The organism is uncultured Sphaerotilus sp., assembly GCF_963924895.1.
Taxonomy (GTDB): Bacteria; Pseudomonadota; Gammaproteobacteria; order Burkholderiales; family Burkholderiaceae_C; genus Sphaerotilus.
Genome location: NZ_CAWURG010000011.1, coordinates 15,311 through 33,958 on the forward strand (window position 1 = coordinate 15,311; position 18,648 = coordinate 33,958).

Below are 18,648 nucleotides of genomic sequence, written 5' to 3' on the forward strand. Positions count from 1 at the left end.
TCAGCGCCGCCCTGCATGCGCCAGCCCCTCGGCCCACTGCGGCCCGATCTTCTCCAGCAACCCCGCCGCGATCCGCCCATCCCCCCGCGCCTCGGCCAGCGTCTCGGTCATCGCGTCGGCGATCCGCTCGATCACCTGCTGCGGCCGCGCGACACCACAGACCTCTCGCCCGAAGCGGATCAACGCATCGGTGGTCGGGTAAGCGCGGCTGCTGTGCCGGCCGTGGCGCCACTTCAGCGCGAGGGTGCGGTCGATGTCCTCGAATCCGCCGGGGCGTTCGTAGGTGTAGACCGTCGTCGTCACCACGTCGTACAGCGGCGCCAGCCGCACATCCCGCTCGTCGCGGTAGAGCAGCCCGAAGTTCTTCAGATGCGCGTCCCCATTGCGCACCATCACCGACAGCGTCAACTGTGCGAAGAACGCCGCCAGATCCCGCGCCCGGTTCGAGGACAGCAGCCCGATCACCTCGGCCACCCGCTCGTAGCTGCCGTGGTACTTGCGGTTCGAGAGCTTGTCATGCACCCGCAGGCCCATCAGCGCCGCGATGTCCTCGAAGCCGAGCCGCTCGCCGTGGTTACCGAGGTCGAAGCGGTCCACCACCAGCAGCCCCGCATCCTCGGACAGCGCGAACCCCGGCACCTCGATTCCCGCCCGCCGCGCTGCGCTCAGGCACAGGAACTCGTTCGCCGCCAGATCCGGAAAAGCCGCGCCCGCCTTCTTGACGATCAGATCCGGGATCGCCAGCGTCGCCCGGCTCGGCACCAGGATCTTGGGCTGCACGCCGGACACGCCCATGCCGGTGGCCAGGTAGGTGTGGACGAGTTCGCCGAACAGCGTCTGGTCCGGGTCTGCCCGCAGCAGTGTGGCGCGCTCCATCGGCGCGGGCGTGGTGGGTGGCTCGCGGCCCGGCAGACGGAAACCGACCCGCCCGATGCCGCCGTCGCCCATCAGCGCCAGCAGGTGCATCTTGGTGATCTGCGCCTTGCGGAACCACTCGATGATCTGCTGGAACAGGAAGCCTTCCGGCAGGTTCATCTCCATTGACGGGAAGAGGTCGCCGTCCTCGTGCAGCGCCCGGCTCGCCGGCAACAGCAGGCTCACGGCGGGCTGCGCCTCGTCGTCGCGTGCATAGCGGAAGACGTAGGTCGATTCGCGGATCAGCTCGCCCGCCACTGCGCTGGACAGCGTCACATCGAGCCGCTTGATGCGCTCCGGCAGCCCTGGCGTGTCCATGTCCGTGGTCATGCGCCACCCTCCGCCTCATCCTCCTCGTCGAACGCAAAGCGCCGCCGCATCTCCTCCAGCGTCGGCCGCCCCGCCGGCACGATCTCGATGGCGTGCCCCAGCACCTGCAGCAGCGCCAGCAGCGAACTCACCGACACGTCGCGCCCCTGCTCCAGCCGGTACAGCACGTCGCGGCTGCGGCCGGAGCGGTCGGCGATCTCGACGGTGCCCAAGCCTGAGGCTTGGCGCACGGCCTTGATCTGCTGGCCGAGATCGGAGAGGGTGTAGATTTTGTCTTGCATGGAAGACATAGTCCGGCTTTTCAGGCAGATTGTCCAGAATGCAAGACAAACTGCCCCGCTGCACCTGCAACCCACACCGGCTACCATCATCCGCTTGCCCGCTCGCGTCCCCCCGGGGCGCACCCCCATGCAGTCCTCCCTCTTCCGCCACGCCCTCGTGCTCGGCCTGGTCTCCGCGATCGGCCCGTTCGCGATCGACATGTACCTGCCCGCGCTGCCCGAGATCGGCCACAGCCTGCACGCCGATGTCGCCCAGGTGCAGCTCAGCCTGACGGTGTTCTTCCTGGCGCTCGGCCTGTGCCAGCTGCTCTACGGCCCGCTGTCGGACCACTTCGGCCGCAAGCCGCCGCTGTACTTCGGACTCGCGCTGTTCGTCGCCGGCAGCATCGGCTGCGCACTCGCGCCGGACATCCAGACGCTGATCGTGCTGCGCTTCATCGCCGGCGTCGGCGCCTGCGCGGGCACGGTGATCCCGCGCGCCGTCGTGCGCGACCTGCACACCGGCGTGGAGGCGACGAAGCTCACCTCGATGCTGATGCTCGTGTTCAGCGTCTCGCCGATCCTGGCGCCGCTGGCGGGCAGCCTGGTGATCTCGGTGGCGAGCTGGCGGTGGATCTTCTGGACCGTGTCGGCGCTGGGCGTGCTGGGCATCGCGCTGCTGGCGTCGCAACTGGAGGAAAGCCGCCCCGCCGCCTCGCGCACCGCCTCGACGCTGGGCGGTGTGCTGGGGACCTACTGGACGCTGCTGCGCGACCGCCACTTCATGGCGCTGACGCTGATCGGCGCCTTCGGCATGTCGGCCTTCTTCGCCTACCTGGGCAACTCGTCCTTCCTGCTGATCGGCCACTACGGCGTGACGCCGATGCAGTACGGCTTCCTCTTCTCGGTCAACGCCGCGGCCTTCATCGGCGTCGCGCAGTTCAACGGCCGGCTCTGCGCCCGCTACGGGCTGGTGCGCGTGGTGGAGGCGGGTGTCGCCGGTTTCGCGTCGATCGCGCTGCTGCTGTGGGCATTGTTCGCGCTCGGGGTGGACCGGCTGGACGTGCTGAGCGCGCTGGTGTTCTGCAGCTTCGGCTGCCTCGGGCTGGTGGTGCCGACCACGGCCGTGCTGGCGCTGGAGACGCATGGCGAGATCGCCGGCACGGCGTCCGCGCTGCTGGGCACCACGCAGATGGTCACCGGCGCCGTCGTGATGGGCGTGATCTCGCAGTTCGTCGACGGCTCGCCGATGCCCATGGTCAGCGGCATCGGCGGCTGCGCGCTGGTCGCCGGCCTGCTGACCTGGTTCACCCTGGCGAAGGCGGCCCATGCGTCGTCGGCGCCGGCCCACTGACCGCACGCACCCCCACCATGTCCGACGACCACGAGAACCAGATCCTCCTCCCCGAGTCCTTCCTCGACCTGCACCGCGACCGCCACCGCACGCGGCTGCGCACGCCCATCGCCGAGGTGCGCGCGCGCTACGAGGCGTGCGAGGACCTCGCGCAGCAGCTCGTCGCGCAGGCGCAGCACATCCACTTCGACCTGGGCGTGTCCGAGGACGAGGTGCTGACGCGCATGGAGGCGGGGCTGCAGACGCCCGAATCCGGCTTCACGCCGGATGAGGCGGTGTGGGTGACGCGGCGGCTGGCCGAACTGCTGCTCTGGGACTGAGCCTCGGCCTCGGCCGAAACCGGCAAAAACGTTAATTGTTACCGGTTGCATCGAAAGTGCATCCAGATCCGCATGGACTGCGTAGAGAAGGACAGGACCGCTTGTGTTGATGCATCAGACGGTCCACTTCCCAATCAACCTCGCTGGAGATGTCCATGAATACCAAGCTCATCCTGTCGACTGCTGCGGTGGCCCTCCTGTCGGCCTGCGCCAGTTCCGTGACCACGATGGCGCCGATGACGCCCTACAGCCAGATGGCGCTGCCGGACGCCGTCAAGGTGCCGGACGGGCACAAGGTGGCCATGGAAACCGTGGGCGTGGGCGAGATCACCTACGAGTGCCGCGTCAAGGCGGGCACTGGCGCGGTGGACCAGATGGAATGGGTCTTCGTCGGCCCGGATGCGGCGCTGAATGACCGCGGCGGCCGGATGGTCGGCAAGTACTTCGGCCCGCCCGCCACGTGGCAGTCGGCCGATGGCTCGAAGCTGACCGGCACGCAGGTGGCGGTGGCACCGGCCGGCGCGGGCAACATCCCGCACCAGCTCGTCAAGGCCAACCCGGCGATGGGTGCTGGCGCGATGACCGGCGTGAGCTACATCCAGCGCACGGCGACCAAGGGCGGCGTGGCGCCGTCCCAGATCTGCGCGCCGAGCAATGCCGGCCAGCGCCTGATCGTCAAGTACCAGGCCGACTACATCTTCTGGCAGCCGGCCTGACCGCGGACGCTGCGCGGGCTCAGGAGCCGGCTTTTTCCGGCTCGCGCAGGAAGATCTCGACGCGGCGGTTCTTGGCGCGGCCGTCGGTGGTGCTGTTGTCCGCCACCGGCTGGTGCTCGCCCTTGCCTTCGATCGAGATGCGCGTGGCCGAGACGCCCTGCGACACCATGTAGTCGCGCACCGAGGCGGCACGGTCGACCGACAGCGGGTTGTTGACCGCGTCGCTGCCCTGGCTGTCGGTGTGGCCGATGATCTGCACGTGCATCGTCGCGTCCAGACCCTGCGAGAACTTGGTCAGGATCGGCGCCAGTTCCGGGCGGATGTTCGAGCGACCGCTGTCGAAGGACAGGTCGCTCGGCACGTTCACCTTGAGCTGGTTGTCGGCCGTGCGGCTCACGTCGATGCCGGTGCCCTGGGTGGCCTGCTCCATCGCGCGCTGCTTGTCTTCCATCTTCTTGGACCACAGGTTGCCCGCGACCGCACCGACCGCGCCGCCGATGACCGCGCCCGAACCGGCCTTGCCTCCGGTGACCTTGCTCAGCACTGCGCCGACCGCAGCACCTGCCGCGGCCCCGGTCGCCGTGCCCTTCTGGCGGGCGCTCATGTCGGCGCAGCCGCCGAGGAGCAGTGCAGCGGACGTCAGGGCCAGGACCAGGGGACGGGTGGGGGTGAATTGCATCATGGTGGGAAAGCTCCGTTGTCGAGGTGCACCCAGCGTAGTCTGCCCAGTGCACCGGAATGCACACCATCCATTAAGACAGTGTCCGGATGTATTGAACGTTTGAAAGCGGTGTGTCGATGACGCCGTTCAGGTGACGAGCGGTGCCTGTGCGTGTGCGGCTGTATCGGCGGGGCATCCGGGGCGACAATCGCGCCTGACGCCTGCCGGCCCCTGACCACGAAGACGACGGACCACTGCCTTGAACCCGACCCCCCTGTTCCTGCCCTGCGCCGCTGGCGTCGAGCCCCTGCTGGCCGACGAAGTGCGCGCCATCCTGACCGCAGCCGGTGCGCCGCGCGCGGCCGAGTCGGTGCAGCTCGGCCGCGGCGGCATCTCGCTGATCGGCAGTGTCCACACCGCGATGCGCCTCAACCTGGAGAGCCGGCTGGCCCCGCGCGTGCTGTGGCAGGTCGCCGAAGGCCGTTACCGCGACGAGGAGGATCTGTACGACATCGCCCGCACGGTGCCGTGGACCGACTGGATCACGTCGCGCCAGACGCTGCGCGTGGACACCTCGGCGGTGCGCTCGCCGCTGCAGAGCCTGCACTTCGCCTCGCTGCGCATCAAGGACGCGATCTGCGACGTGATGCGCGAGCAGACCGGCGAGCGCCCGGATGTCGATCCGCGCTTCGCCGACCTGTCGGTGCAACTGCACGTGGGCGAGGACTACGCGCAGATCTACGTCGACCTGAGCGGCGAGGCCCTGTTCAAGCGCGGCTGGCGCGAGGTGCAGGGCGAGGCGCCGCTGAAGGAAACCCTGGCCGCCGCGATGCTGGCCGCCGCGGGCTGGCACGGCCGCGCCGAGGACGGCGACCTGCTCGACCCCTGCTGCGGCGCCGGCACCATCGCCATCGAGGCCGCGCAGATCGCCTGCGGCATGGCGCCGGGCCTGCAGCGCAGCTTCGCCTTCGAGAAGCTCGCGCCCTTCCGCGCCGAGGTGGTGGCGTGGCAGTCGATGAAGGCCGAGGCGCGGGCACGGGTCCATGCACCGGCCGTGCGGGTCTACGCGGGTGATGTCTCCTTCCGCATGACCGACTTCGCCACCCGCAACGCCGAGCGCGCGGGGGTCGCCCACGTCATCGATTTCAAGACCGTCGACGCCCTGCAGCGCAACGCCCCGACCGCCCACGGCGTGCTGATGCTCAACCCGCCCTACGGCGAGCGCATCGACGCCAAGGGCACCGGCTCCGCCCCCGGCGGCTACCGCGATTCGCGGGAAACCTTTGAAGGTGGCGGCACGTCGCAGGCCTTCTTCGCCGCGCTCGCCACGCACTGGAAACGCCAGTACGCCGGCTGGACCGCCTGGGTGCTCAGCCCGGACGCCAAGCTGCCGCAGGCGATGCGCTTGAAGGAGTCGCGCCGCGTGCCGATGTGGAACGGGCCGATCGAGTGCCGGCTGTTCCGGTTTGATCTGGTGGCGGGCTCGAACCGCAGCGAGCCGCGCTGAGGGCGGCCTTCGCCATCGCCCGAACGCTGGCCGAGCGGGTTCCAGCCGCAGTGCGCCTCACTGCAGCATGAAGGTCTCGTACTCCAGCCGGTGCAGCTTGCTCTCCAGCGCGAGCATGGCCACGAACACCGTGATCATCATCGCCAGCGCCACGCCGTAGCCGTAGAACGAGGCGCCCAGGCGCAGCGTCACCAGCGACAGCCCGACGTTGAGCACCAGCAGCAGCGCGGTCAGCCCGAACACGACGCGCCGCCGGTCGAGGTAGAAGAAGATGTTGAGCAGGCCCAGCAGCACCACCTGCAGGCTGGCGGCCACCACGTCGAGGTAGAGCAGCGGCAGGTAGAGGTGCGAGATGCCGAGCCAGTCCAGCACCGTCGGCGCGGCCAGGATCACCAGCAGCACCGTGATGCCCTGGATCTTCAGGATCTCGTACAGCCCCTGCCGGATGGTGAAGACCATCTCGTCGCGCAGGCGCTGGATGTTGCCCAGCGAGCCGCCCTCGCGCACCGCGTCGTAGAAGCGCTCGTAGTACTCGACGAAGTCGGTCTCGATGCGCACCAGGAACACCGCCATGCCGGGGATGATCGCCAGATAGGCGAGGAAGGCGGGCATGTCGTAGATGATCGACGCACGCAGCGGGCCGATGATGGCCTGGCTGACTTCCGGCGCGGCCCAGAACACCAGCTTGTCGGCCCAGACGCCGAGGTTGTAGAACAGCCCGACCCAGACCAGCGAGGTGAACATCGCCCCGCGCTTCAGGAAATCGAAGCTGATCAGCCGCTCGGTCGGCAGCGTGCGCAGCACCATCACCAGCATGCCGGCCAGCAGCACGAACTGCCCGACCACGAAGCCCAGCAGCAGGCCTTCCATGCCCATCCGGCTCAGCAGCAGCGCGCCGGTCACGCTCACGCCGTAGCCCAGGCCGAACAGCAGCACGATGGTCTTGTACTGCTTCATGCCCGACAGGAAGATCGTCGCCAGCCAGATGCCGCTCATCACCACCAGCCCGCTGGCGAAGGAGACCCGGAACAGGTTGGTCTGCCCCGGAAACAGCGTGGCCACCGCCAGCAGCCCCAGCAGGCCCGAGCCGACGATGACGATCAGCAGCGCGCCGAGAAAGTTCGGCGCGATCATCGCCTGGCGCTTCTCGAACAGCCGGTCCGCCACCCAGCGGGTGAAGGAGAGCTGGATCGGCCCGGTGAGCACCAGCGACAGCATGATCAGGTAGGTCACCGAGACCTGGAACTGGGTGATCTGGCGGTCCGGCACGGTCAGCGCCGAGACCAGGCCGATCACCAGGATGCCCAGGATGGACAGCACCCACGGCCCGGAGCTGATGATGCCCGCGTAGGCGTAGGCCTTGAACAGTCCGGCGAAGCTGTCGCGCCGAAGGAGCTTTCTCAGCTCGAAACCGATGCCTGCCACGTCAGGGCCCTTTCGTAGATCGCGCGGTAGCGCCCGAGCATGCGTTCAAGCGAGTAGTAGCGCTGCACCCGCTCCACGCCGGCATCGCTGGCGCGCTGCCAGGCGGCGGAGTCGGACAGCAGCTCGACGGCGGCATCCGCCAGCGCCTTCGGATCGGCCAGCCCGACCACGCGGCCGGACGGGCCGAGCGCGCGGTCCTCGTCGTCCAGCCCCTCGATGAGCTGGCGGCACGAGCCGACGTCGGTGCTCACCGCCGGCACGCCCGCGGCGAAGCCTTCGAGCAGCACCAGCGGCAGCGCCTCGCTGATCGAGGACAGCACGACCAGCCCCACCTTCGGCAGCAGCTCGGTGAGCTGCTGGAAGCCGAGGAAGCGCACCCGGTCCTGCAGGCCGAGGCTGGCGATCAGCAGCTTGCATTCCTCGGCGTAGGCGGGGTCCTCGTTCTCGGGGCCGGCGATCCAGCCTTCGGCCTCGGGCAGCTGGTTGACGACGCTGCGCAGCGCGCGGATGTAGGTCTTGACGTCCTTGATCGGCACCACGCGCCCGATCAGGCACAGCACCTGGGGCACCTTGGCCGGCCGCAGCGCGCGCAGGGGCGCGAAGCGGGCGATGTCGATGCCGTTGGGGACCGTGCTGGTGCGCTCGCCGCGGGCGCCGTCGGCGACCTGGCGGCGGCGGTTGGCCTCGTACAGCGCGATGATCTGGTCGCTCGACTCGTAGCAGGCCTTGCCGATGCCCTGGAAGAAGCGGATCCACAGGTCGCGGAAGTAGCTCAGCTCGGTCAGGTCGCGCTGCAGCACCGAGCGGTTGTCGGCGATCCAGTGGGCGCCGAACAGGTCGATCTTGCGTTCCTTGGTGTAGATGCCGTGTTCCGAGAGCACCAGCGAGCGGCCATGCTTGCGCTTGCACATGGCGCCCAGCAGCCCGGCGTAGCCGGTCGAGACGGTGTGGAAGGCCTTCACCGGGATCAGCCTGTCGGCAATGCGCTTGAGCTTCCACAGCGGCGCGTGCATGGTGCGCACGGTCCAGAAGTAGTCGACGAAGGACGGGTCGGTGCAGCGCTCCTCGTACTGCGCGCAGAGGTGCTCCCAGGCCTGGTCGCCGCGCAGGAAGTGCGCCTCGCCGAGCTGGTCGTCGAAGCGGTCGATCACCGCGCCGAACAGGGCCTGCGGGTTGGTGCCGGCGGGCGTGTTCTCGGGGTCCTGCCAGTAGCGGTGCAGCGCCTTGACGTGGGCGAAGGCAGCCGGGTCGGTGCGCAGCGTGCGCTGGGCGGGGCGGTCCTCGGCGTCGAAGATGTAGTGCGCCTCGACGTGGACCAGATTCGGCGGGAGCTTGTAGCGGATCGGGCCATAGTCCTCGGGCCGCGACCCCAGGAACACCACCGCGAAGGTCAGGTCGGGAAAGCCGGTGATGATCTGGTGCACCCAGCTCGACACGCCGCCCGAGATGTAGGGATAGGTGCCTTCGAGCAGCAGCGCGATGTCGGCCGATTGGGCACGGGGCAATTCAGTCAAGTCCGCTCTCCTGCGGTTTGCCAGTAGCGCACCAGCGCGGCCATGCGCGGGGTCACGGTCAGCGGGTCGATGCGCAGCATCAGGGCGCGCACGCTGCGCCAGTCGCCGCGGCGGTAGGCCATCTCGGCCAGATAGGGCAGCACGCGGTTGTCGGGCAGGCCGTCCTCGGTGGCGCGGACCAGGTCGTCGCAGGCGCGGTCGATGTCGCCCTGCTCCAGGTGCATGCGCGCGAGCAGCTGGCGCAGACCGCCGTCGCCCGGGTCGAGCGCGATGGCCGCCTGCGCGTGTTCGATGGCGCGGGCCAGCGTGTGCTCGCGCACGTCGCCCTGCACCAGCGACTGGTAGACCAGCTCGAAGTTCAGCTCCGCCAGGTGGCGGAGCACCTCGATGCGGCTCGCGCTGTGGCGGTGCGGCTCGGTGGTGAACTGCTCCAGCAGCGCGGCCTGTTCGGAGATGCGGGTGCGCAGCGCCTTTTCCTGCGTGTCGAGCAGGCCGTAGGCGACCAGGCGCAGGTCTTCCACCGGGTCGCTCAGCAGCTTGCGCAGCAGGTCGCCGGCGATGCGCGCGGGCTTGCTGGCGATGGCGTTGAGGGCGCGGGTGCGCAGCGGGGCGGCGGCGTGCACGTCGGTGAGCAGCTGCCGGATGCTCAGGCCGCGGAACAGCCGCGCCGGCTCGCGCACCGAGAGCAGGAACTCCGGCGGCGCGGCCAGCCGGAAGTGGGAGTCGAGTGTGCGCACCGGCATCAGCCGCATCACCACCACCGCCAGCAGCAGCGCCACCAGCCCGAGGAAGGGGATGAAGAACGCCAGGCTGAACAGCAGCGCCAGCACCGCCAGCGGCGGCTGGCGCAGCCGCCCGGGCAGCAGCGGGAACAGCGTCACGGCCAGCACCGCACAGGCCAGCGCATGCACGCCGATGTAGGCGCCCAGCTGCAGGACGTCGCGGTCGCCGGTCCACAGCAGCAGCGCGGCGCCGAACTCCAGCCCCAGCGCGAGCAGGAACTGCAGCGGGTTCATGCGCTGGTGCCTCCGAGGATGCCGATGAGCGCCGGCGCCAGCGCTGCCTGGCCCAGGGTCATCACGCGGTGCTGGATGCCGAGCACGGCCAGATCGGCCTGGTGCGGCGCGAGTCCCTGCCGTTCGGCGACATAGCTCGCCAGGCTGAGCAGGTAGCCGTCGACCGCCGTGCGGCCGACCAGCGGCATCAGGGTGACGAGGCGTTCGCGTTCACCTTCCAGGGCATAGGGCCAGACGACGTCGGGCGAGCGGGCGCGCTGCTCGGCCAGCCGGCGCTGGCTGGCGGCGTGCACCGGGTCGTTGAAGGTCAGTACCACCACCTGGCTGGGCAGCCGGAACTCGCGGGCGATGCGGTCGAGGCGGCTGGCCTCTTCCGCGAACTCGACCGGGCAGTTCGGCAGGTGGGCCAGCAGGCCCGGCACCTCGTCGCTGACCAGCGCGGCGTCCGAGAACGACGAACACAGCACGGCCATCAGCTCCAGCGCCTCGTCGTGCAGCGCGAGGAAGGGCATGCGGCTCACCACCAGCAGCGCCTGCTCGCGGTGCGTGCCGAGCACCAGCGGCGCGGCGACAAGGTGGCTGGTGGCGGCCTCGTGGATCGGGAAGCCGGCCTGCACGTGGGCCAGGCGGCGCTGGTCGAGCGCGTACTGGACCAGCGGGTCGTCCAGCTTCACCGGCACCGGCTGGCCGACGCTGGCCAGCGTCGTGCCGTGCGCGGCGCCGGGGGTGAGCGTGAGGACCTGCGCGCTCTCGATCTGGCAGTGCACGCCGAGAAAATCGAGGAAGGCCTTGGCCGCGGCCGGCGCAGCGAGCTGGCCGGCGAGCGAGCGGGCGCGCATGTCGCCGAGCGCCTGGCGCAGCGTCGAGGGCTGCAGCAGCAGGTCCTGCTCCAGCACGTCGTGCGAGCGCTGGACCATGAACAGGCGGTTGGTGACACGCTCGATGCGGTCTTCGAGGTAGGCGTTGGCCTGCGACAGGCGGCGGATGCGCGAGCGCCACAGGCCGCTGAACTCACCGCAGACCATGGTCAGCAGCAGGCCGCCGAGGAAGTAGAGCACCGGGAAGGCCACCGAGGGATCGGCCCCCTGCAGCAGCCGCCACGCCACCAGCACCATCGCCATGGAGCTGAGGCCCGCCAGCACGCCATAGCGCAGCCCGACCAGGATCGGCGCGAACCAGGTCCACGGAATCGGCGCGCGGGTGAACAGCGGATCGTCGGGCGAGACCCAGTGGCCGATGGCGATGACACCCAGCGTCATCACGACGATCTCGAGCGCGATCCAGCCCATCCGGACCCGGGGGGACGCGAGCGCATGCAGCCCGTCCTGGGCGGTCGCGTCGGCCGTGAACTTGGAAACCAGCATGGCGGACCCCGGATCTCAGCGCAGCGAGAGATCGCCGAGCATGTCGCGCATGAGCTTCTGGCCCACGGCGGACAGGGCTTCGCGGCTCCAGCCGGACTTGGCGCCGGTGGCCGTCCAGACCACATTGCCCGAGCCGAGGTCGATGACCTGCAGCACCAGGCCGACGGCCGGCTCGCCGTCCACGCCGACCTTGTAGCGCCACTCGTCCACCGCGCCGGTCATCGCATAGCGGATGCCCTGCTCGGCGGCCCAGCGCTGGGCGTCCTGCTGCACCTTGCGGTCAGGCAGGTCGGCCATCAGGTCGCCGGTCTGCAGGGTCGGCGGACGCACCAGCGTCTGCAGGCCGCGCTGGCGCAGCAGCGATTCGAGGATCACCTCGGCGCGCAGGCCGGCCTGTGGCGTCTCGGTGTGGTTGGCCATGGGCAGGATGACCCACTTGGCGCCCGCGTCGAGCTGGACCGGCGTGCGGGTCTTGTCCATCACGGAGCAGCCGGTGGCGGCGATCGCCAGCAGCAGCAGGGCCAGCAGCTTGAAGAGTTTCGGGAAGGGGGTGAACGGGAGCATGGTGGGTTCCTTGGCGGGTTCCGGGTCAGATCGGGTCAGAACGGGAGGACGTAGCGCAGCCCCAGCGCACGGGCATCGCTGCCGGAGCCGGACCGCGACGTGCTGAACTGGACCAGCAGCTGGTCGCTGCCCAGCAGTCGGCCCGCGGCACCGACGGTGGCGCCGTAGCCGGCGCCCAGCCGGCTGTGGTGGGTCAGGCTCAGGTCGAGGAAGGGGCGCCAGGCGCGGGTGTAGCTGTCGCGCGCGGCCAGGCCGGCGCTCAGGCCGACGCCGTGCAGCGCAAAGCTGTCGGGCACGAAGAAGGCCGCGTCCGGCTGGCTGCCATCCGGCGTCAGGCGGGCGGTCCAGCCGGGCAGCGCACTGCCGGTGCGGCTGTAGCGCGTGTAGTTGCCGAAGGCGCGCACGCTCAGGTCGGGCGTGGCGCCGCGCAGCACCTGGCCGATTTCCCAGTCCAGCCCGAGCGCCGAGCCCAGGTGCTCGCCGCTCTGCAGGCCCAGCTGTGCGGCGCGCAGCGTGACCCGCACCGGGTTGGTCTGCGTCAGGCGCAGGTCGCCGCTCAGGCGGGCTTCCTGCTGGCGGCCGGCCACCGACAGTGGCGCCGTGTCGGTGGCGCGGGCGTTGAAGCCCAGGTCGGCGCGCAGCTGCAGCCGGGCGGTCGGCTGCGCGGTGGCCGACAGCGTGCCGGTGACAAACGAACGCTCGGCCGCGCGGTGGCCCAGCGCGGCTTCGAACTGCAGCGCGCGGTCCGGCTCGAACTGCAGCAGGGCCGACAGCGCGCGGTCCTGCGTGGCGATGAGGCCGAGTTCCGGCGTGCCGGTGCTGCGCGAGAGGCCGGCCCGCTGGCTGGACTGCTCCGCGCCGACGCGCAGCCGCAGCGTCTGCGACAGCGGCAGCCACAGGGCCAGCGACTGGCGGTTGGCGTGCACCGCGTCGCGGCCGAGGTCCACACCGTATTCGACCCGGCGCGACTGGCGCCACGCGGTGTCGGTGTAGGCCTCGTGCTGGCCGTCGTCGTCGTGGCGCTGGAGCAGGGCGATGCGCAGCGCCTGGGCGCGCGCCGTCTGACCGAGTGCCTGCAGCGCCTCGATGCGCAGGCCGTCCGGCAGGCGGTCCGCTTCCGGACGGCGGAACAGCTCGCTGATGCGGGCGAGGTCACCGTCGTGCAGCGCCAGGGACATCTCGGCCCAGTCCGGCTTGCTGACGGTCGTGGCATAGCGGCGCCACAGCCACACACGGGCCTGGTCGTGCTGCTCGGTCGAGAGCATCCAGCCCAGCACCAGCTCCAGGGCGGCGGCCCGGTTCGCGGGCGACACCGCCGGATCGGCCAGCAGGCCTTGCCGGCCGGCGAGCACGGTGATGGCGCGCAACTGGTCGTCGCCCTGCGTGGTGGCCAGATCCAGGCGGGCCAGCTGCAGTTGCAGCGACTGCAGCAGGTCTGGCGGAATCTTGTCGCGCAGCGCCGGGTCGTTCAGGCGCTGGCGGGTCAGTGCCAGCGCCTGTATCCGGACCTGCTGCGCCGACCGCAGCAGGCCGGCGGCTTCCAGCACATCGGCATAGCTGGCCGACCACATCGGGTCGTTCGGGTGCAGCGGGGCCTGGCGGCGCCAGAACGGCAAGGCTTCCTTGGGCTGTTCCAGCACCATGTAGCCCGCGGCGTAGGCCGGGTCGTAGGCCGGGTTCTGCACCGCCTGCTGGTGCCAGCTGGACAGCATGCGCTGCAACTCGACGCGTTCGCCGGCGTCGATCAGCATGAACAGGTAGGCGACACGGGTGTCGACGCTGTCGGGCACGGCGGCCAGCGCGCGGCGCATGTCCGCCATGGCGGCCGCCATCTCGTTGCGGGACTGGTGCCACTGGGCGCGCAGCAGCCAGAAATAGGACTCCGAGGCCATCCCCTTCTCGGTCTCGGCATCGAGGCTGCCGAACAGGCGATCGAGTTCCTTCATCTCCCGGGCGTTCCACCACAGGTCGAGCGCGGCGATCAGGTAGGACGGCTGTTTCAGCTTGACCCAGGCGGTCTCGGCGAAACGGGCGGCCTCCTGCGGGCTGCGGGTGCGCAGCAGCTGCACAAGGCGGTCCGCTTCGATCGGGTCGAGTTCGCCTTGCCGGGTCGTGATGGTGAGCGCGGCCAGCGCCTGCGATTCGATCTGCAGCGTCCAGGCCAGATTGGCCAGCAGGCGCCAGTAGTCGAGGTCGGTCTCTGCGGCCTTGCCGGCCAGCGGGGCCAGCGCTTCGTAGGCCATGGCGTGTTCGCCGCGCACGCCGTGCATCCGGGCCAGCCGCATCGCGCGGGGGATGGTGGTCCCGTCGCGCTGGATCAGCTGGCGCAGCGCGTCGATGGCGGCCGGCAGGTCGCCCATGCGCTCGGCCAGATCGACCCGGGTTTCCAGCAAGCGGCGGTCGGGCTGGCGGCGGTCGCTCTCGAGCAGCCACTGCATGCCCTCTTCCGGCCGGCCCAGGCGTTCGGTCAGCGCCACGATGCCGAGGGTCTCGTCCACCGTCAGCTTGCGCATCGTGCCGACCTGGGTCCAGGTCGCCAGCATGACCTCGTCGTCGTTGAGGCTGGGCGCCAGGCGCAGCACCGACTGCAGCGCCCGGTTCAGGATGGTGCGGTCACCGCCCGGCCCGGCCGTGAGCGTGGCCAGGGTGCGCCAGTGTTCCAGCGCGTCCTCGGGCTTGCCGACCCACTCGCTGACCTGCGCCAGCCGCTCGCGCCAGGCGATGTTGGTCGGCGCCTGGCGGACGGCGGAGGCCGCGACGCGCCACGCGTCCGACTGGTTGCGGTTGGCCAGGAAGGTCTGGAAGGCGAGCAGGTAGGCGCCGTCGTCGAAGGGCAGCCTGGGATCGCCGGCCGCGGGGGCACCTGCGGCCGACGCCGCCGGACTGGCCGCCTCCGGCTCGGCGGCCTGCGCGGGCGAGACCAGCAGATCGACCGTGCGTGCGAGCCAGCGCACCGGTGCGGGCAGGCCGGCGTCGCGCCCGGGCGGCGTGGACCGCTGGCTCATCTGGAGCAGGCGCTTGGCATAGGTCTGCGCCTCGGCCGGGCGGTTGGCGGCCAGCGACAGCCGGGTCAGGTAGTCGAGCAGGCCGCGGTCGTTGCCGACGACGCTGGCGTGCTGTTCGGCCACGGTGAGGGCCTGGTCGAGCAGGTTGCCCGACTGCAGGATGCGCAGCGCCTCGTGCAGGTGCTTGCGCTTGCCTTCCGGTGTCGGGCTGATCTGCAGCGCACGCAGGTGCAGCGTGGCCGCGCCGGTGTAGTCCTGCGCCCAGATGGCGGTGCGCACGGCTTCCTCGAACCAGGGGGCCTGGTCGCCCGCGCTGTCGAAGCGGATCAGGGCGTGGAAACGCTGGGCCAGGCCGAGCTGCTCCAGCGCGGTGGCCTTGCGGGCGAATTCCAGCAGCTGCGGGGTCGTCCAGTCCATGGACAGGCGGGCCTGGAGGGCCTCGATCAGCTGGGTGCGCAGGGCGAGCGCTTCCGGGCTGCCGGGGCGGGCGGCGTTGGCGCGCTGCTCCAGCAGGTTGTAGGTGAGGCGGTACAGGCGCCGGCGGTTGTCCTCGCTGGCGATGGCCTTGTGCAGCATCGGCTCCAGCGTCGCCTCGGTGCGCGCGGTCTGGCCGAGCGCGAAATGGCGCTCGGCCAGCAGGATGCGCAGATCGTCGTTGTCCGGCTCGCTGCCCAGCAGGTTGGAGAGGTAGCTGACGCTGAGTTCGTCATTGCGCGGCTCGGCCCGCAGGCGGTCGATCAGCTGCTGGCGCGGATACAGCGTCGCCAGCAGCACCAGCACCATCGCGGCCACCACGAGCAGGCCGCCCGTGGACAGGATGCGTGCGCGCAGTCCCGTCGCGTCAGGGGCAACCAATCGTGAGCGTTTCTGTTCCATCTTTGTCGCTGGCGTAGTGAAAGAGTCCGTCGGCGCCGCCGGTCGGACTCAGACGCCGCCCGTCCAGGCTGATGGCACAGCCGGCAGGGTGACGGATCGACAGGCGCAGCGGTACATGGCTGTACAGCTGCAGGCGCGTGCCGGCGGGGGTGCGGTCCATCGAGACGACCCGCGCGTTGGCGTCGACCAGATAGGCGGCGTTGTCGGCTTTCGGGGCGAAGGCCAGCCAGGCCTCGCTGCCGCTCAGGTGGAGGTACTGCTCCTGCTCGCCGGCGGTGAAGCCGGCCAGGCCGCGGCTGCCCTGGATCTGCGGCACGCCCATCGCGCGCGGTGCACGCAGTTCGCGCAGCGGGCCGGCACCGCGCACCAGGAAACCGTCGTCGCTGCGGGCGATGACGATCTGCGCGTAGTTCATCGCCTTGCGCACGTAGTCCGAGGTGTAGACCGGGTGCAGCGGCTGCGCCAGGGCCCAGCGGTAGATGCGGTGCAGGGCCTCCAGCGAGGCGCGCCGCGAGGCCGAATACGTGTGGTAGTAGATGTTGACCGGCTTGAGGCGGTAGGGTCGCTCGGTGAGCTGATAGGTCTCGATCACCCGCTCGTAGCCGTAGAGCGGGCCGGTGAAGTGGTTGGTGTAGACGTTCTCGTTCTGGTTGGGCGCGTAGACCTGGAAGTACGGGCCCTTCTGGATGCCCAGCGGCGCGACGTGTGTCATCGAGTTCAGCGCATTGGTTCTGAGCGTCTCGCCGCCGTTGATCGCCAGCACACCCGACTTGGCCAGTGCGGCCAGCGTCTTCTCGTTCGGGTTGGTGTCGCCGCTCCACTGCAGCAGCACCACCGGTTTGCCGGCCGGGGCGAGCCGGGTCTGGATGTACTGGATCGAGCCCTGGATCTCGCGCTCGGCGTCGAAGTGGTAGCCGGGCAGTTCCAGCGCATAGCCCTTGCCAAAGGCGCCGCCCTCGACATCGCCCCAGTTGAAGGGGTGCGAGTAGGTGTGCGAGGCAATCTCGACATAGGGCAGCGCGAACATGCGCCGCGCGATGCCCTCCATCTCGGCCGACAGCTTCGGGTAGAGGCCCTGTGGCGAGGTCTCGCCCTCGATGATGGACATCGCGGTGGGCAGGCGGTAGCGCTGCAGCACGTCGCGCAGCAGCACCTCGCTGGCCAGCGGCGAACGCACCAGATCGCTGCGGTTGGCGAAGCCGTCGCCGTCGATGTGGACCATCAGCAGGCGCCGGCCGGTCTCGGTCGTCGTGTCCGGCACCGGCATGGCCGGCAGCGCCAGCGCGCGGCGCAGGAAGGCGATCGGGTCGAAGACCCAGCGGTACTCGTCCTCGCCGGCGGCCATGCGCACCAGGCTGTAGCCGGCTATCGCGTAACCGCCCCAGGGCGTGATCGCCACGGCGTCCATCGTGGCACCGCGCCCGTCGCGGGCCTGCAGCAGCACATCGGAGCCGGCGGGCGCGCCGAGTGCATTGAAGTCGAGCTTGCCGGGCACGGGCACGGTCTCGAAGCCGATGGCGGCATCGCGCTTCGAGAACACCACCGGCGCCTGGGCCGGCACGCTCTCCTCGCGGCGCTGCAGTCCGAACGTCGCCCGCAACACGGCCGGGCCACCCACCCCCGGTTGGTCGAAGCTGACCACCTTCACCCCCGCGGCGATCGCCGCTTGCAGCCAGGCCGCCAGCAGCGGGCGCGTGCGGTCATTGCTGAACTGCGTGACGATGCCGGCGACTTCCCCGGCGCGCACCGGCGGCAGTTCGCCCTCGTCGGGGTTGATGTACTCCGGCACCAGACCGAGGTAGTACGCCGGCGTGCCGAGAAAACGCAGCGCGCCGGCGTAGGTCAGCTCCGCCGTGGCGGTGCCGACGGGTGCGTCGTGCAGGATGAGGAGCCGCCTCGGCAGCACCTCGACCGACCCCACGCCCATCGCGTCCAGTTCCGGCGTCGTCACCCAGGGCACGAAGCCGTGTGTGCGGATGCGCTGGGCGGTCTCGCGGGCCAGCGCCCGTTCGGCGGGTGCCACGTAGTCGATCGCCAGCACAGGCAGGCGGTGCTGGGTGCGTACCTCCGTGAGCTTGCCCAGCAGCCAGGCGCGGTCCGGATCACTGACGGCCTGGTAGCGCATCGCGGCCTGGTCCCAGCCGCGGTAGAGCGACTCGGCGGCGACCATGTCGACGTCCTGCGCCACCTGCGGCAGGATCTCGAAGCCGCGGTTGACGATCACCTTGGCCTGCGGAAACGCCGCCTTGACCGCCTTGACCACGCGCACCAGACCGGCCTCCTGCGCAGCGCGATCCTCGGGGGTCTTCGCCACGGTCTGGTAGGAGTCGAGCGTGTCGAGGAAGAAGCCGCGGTAGCCCAGGTTCCATTGCGGCCGGGCGACGTGCTCGACGAACCACGCCGGCCACTCGGGCGTGCGCTGGTCGATCACCGTGCTGTTCCAGGGCTTGTTGCTGCCCAGCATCCATCTGGGCGGCACGGCGTCGTGCTGCGGATGCTGGCGGTTGACCTCGCCGACCGACAGGTAGGCCATGAAGCGGGTGTGCGGTGCGGCCTGGGCGCGTGCAGCGATGCTGCCGTGGTGGCCGGGTTCCAGGACGACCCAGTCGAACGCCGACAGCTCGTTCCACGGTGGCTTCGCGCCGTAGTGCAAGGCCACGCTCGGGCCGGACACCGCAGCGGCCCGCGCCACGGGAATGGCCGCCAGCCACAGACTGAGCACCGCCAGCAGACCCACTAGCCACGACCGGCGTAAGCCAACGTATAGCCGCGCGCCCCCCCATCCATGCCAGACTGCGAGGTTCACCGGGCTCAATCCTCC

Annotated in this window: 14 protein-coding genes; 4 read left to right on the forward strand and 10 right to left on the reverse strand. The window is 70.3% G+C overall.

Annotated features, from left to right (window positions below; translation table 11 throughout):
* Complete coding sequence (locus AABN02_RS04060) at positions 1-1,245, reverse strand: type II toxin-antitoxin system HipA family toxin (RefSeq protein ID WP_338413638.1); 1,245 nt, start codon at positions 1,243-1,245, stop codon at positions 1-3.
* A complete protein-coding gene (locus tag AABN02_RS04065) occupies positions 1,242-1,526 on the reverse strand; it encodes a helix-turn-helix transcriptional regulator (RefSeq protein ID WP_338413639.1) in 285 nt (94 codons plus the stop codon). Before AABN02_RS04065 ends, AABN02_RS04060 begins: the two co-directional genes overlap by 4 nt.
* Before the next feature lie 127 nt (positions 1,527-1,653).
* Between AABN02_RS04065 and AABN02_RS04070 the strand changes: the two genes are divergently transcribed.
* The 3 genes from AABN02_RS04070 to AABN02_RS04080 all read left to right on the forward strand — a co-directional run bounded on the left by AABN02_RS04070 (position 1,654) and on the right by AABN02_RS04080 (position 3,895).
* Positions 1,654-2,859, forward strand: coding sequence for a multidrug effflux MFS transporter (locus AABN02_RS04070; RefSeq protein ID WP_338413640.1), 1,206 nt, complete (start codon positions 1,654-1,656; stop codon positions 2,857-2,859).
* Positions 2,860-2,876: 17 nt separating this feature from the next.
* Positions 2,877-3,179 carry a hypothetical protein gene (locus AABN02_RS04075; RefSeq protein WP_338413641.1) on the forward strand — a complete coding sequence of 101 codons (303 nt, stop codon included), beginning with the start codon at positions 2,877-2,879 and terminating at the stop codon, positions 3,177-3,179.
* A 155-nt stretch (positions 3,180-3,334) separates the two neighbouring features.
* On the forward strand, positions 3,335-3,895 hold the full coding sequence (locus AABN02_RS04080) for a DUF3455 domain-containing protein (RefSeq protein ID WP_338413642.1): 561 nt from the start codon (positions 3,335-3,337) through the stop codon (positions 3,893-3,895).
* Positions 3,896-3,914: 19 nt separating this feature from the next.
* On the opposite strand, the gene AABN02_RS04085 is transcribed toward AABN02_RS04080, so the two are convergent.
* The gene (locus tag AABN02_RS04085; RefSeq protein WP_338413643.1) at positions 3,915-4,577 is read right to left on the reverse strand and encodes an OmpA family protein; all 663 of its coding nucleotides are present in this window, start codon (positions 4,575-4,577) and stop codon (positions 3,915-3,917) included.
* Between the two features lie 238 nt (positions 4,578-4,815).
* On the opposite strand from AABN02_RS04085, the gene AABN02_RS04090 reads away from it, so the two are divergent.
* Positions 4,816-6,063 carry a THUMP domain-containing protein gene (locus AABN02_RS04090; RefSeq protein ID WP_338413644.1) on the forward strand — a complete coding sequence of 416 codons (1,248 nt, stop codon included), beginning with the start codon at positions 4,816-4,818 and terminating at the stop codon, positions 6,061-6,063.
* Positions 6,064-6,120: 57 nt separating this feature from the next.
* On the opposite strand, the gene pelG is transcribed toward AABN02_RS04090, so the two are convergent.
* Genes pelG through AABN02_RS04125 form a run of 7 tightly spaced genes read right to left on the reverse strand, consistent with a single transcriptional unit; the run spans position 6,121 to position 18,564 of the window.
* The gene (pelG, locus tag AABN02_RS04095) at positions 6,121-7,488 is read right to left on the reverse strand and encodes an exopolysaccharide Pel transporter PelG (protein WP_338413645.1); all 1,368 of its coding nucleotides are present in this window, start codon (positions 7,486-7,488) and stop codon (positions 6,121-6,123) included.
* On the reverse strand, positions 7,464-9,002 hold the full coding sequence (pelF, locus tag AABN02_RS04100; RefSeq protein ID WP_338413646.1) for a GT4 family glycosyltransferase PelF: 1,539 nt from the start codon (positions 9,000-9,002) through the stop codon (positions 7,464-7,466). The genes pelG and pelF overlap by 25 nt, the downstream gene beginning before the upstream one ends.
* Positions 8,999-10,018 carry a tetratricopeptide repeat protein gene (locus tag AABN02_RS04105; RefSeq protein ID WP_338413647.1) on the reverse strand — a complete coding sequence of 340 codons (1,020 nt, stop codon included), beginning with the start codon at positions 10,016-10,018 and terminating at the stop codon, positions 8,999-9,001. Before AABN02_RS04105 ends, pelF begins: the two co-directional genes overlap by 4 nt.
* Positions 10,015-11,382: a PelD GGDEF domain-containing protein gene (locus AABN02_RS04110; protein WP_338413648.1), complete on the reverse strand. Its 1,368-nt coding sequence runs from the start codon at positions 11,380-11,382 to the stop codon at positions 10,015-10,017. The genes AABN02_RS04105 and AABN02_RS04110 overlap by 4 nt, the downstream gene beginning before the upstream one ends.
* A gap of 15 nt (positions 11,383-11,397) precedes the next feature.
* On the reverse strand, positions 11,398-11,946 hold the full coding sequence (locus AABN02_RS04115) for a penicillin-binding protein activator LpoB (protein WP_338413649.1): 549 nt from the start codon (positions 11,944-11,946) through the stop codon (positions 11,398-11,400).
* A 35-nt stretch (positions 11,947-11,981) separates the two neighbouring features.
* Positions 11,982-15,806 (reverse strand): tetratricopeptide repeat protein, encoded by a 3,825-nt coding sequence (locus AABN02_RS04120; protein WP_338413650.1) that lies wholly within the window; start codon positions 15,804-15,806, stop codon positions 11,982-11,984.
* Positions 15,793-18,564 (reverse strand): endo alpha-1,4 polygalactosaminidase, encoded by a 2,772-nt coding sequence (locus AABN02_RS04125; protein ID WP_338413651.1) that lies wholly within the window; start codon positions 18,562-18,564, stop codon positions 15,793-15,795. Before AABN02_RS04125 ends, AABN02_RS04120 begins: the two co-directional genes overlap by 14 nt.
* Positions 18,565-18,648: the final 84 nt, after the last annotated feature.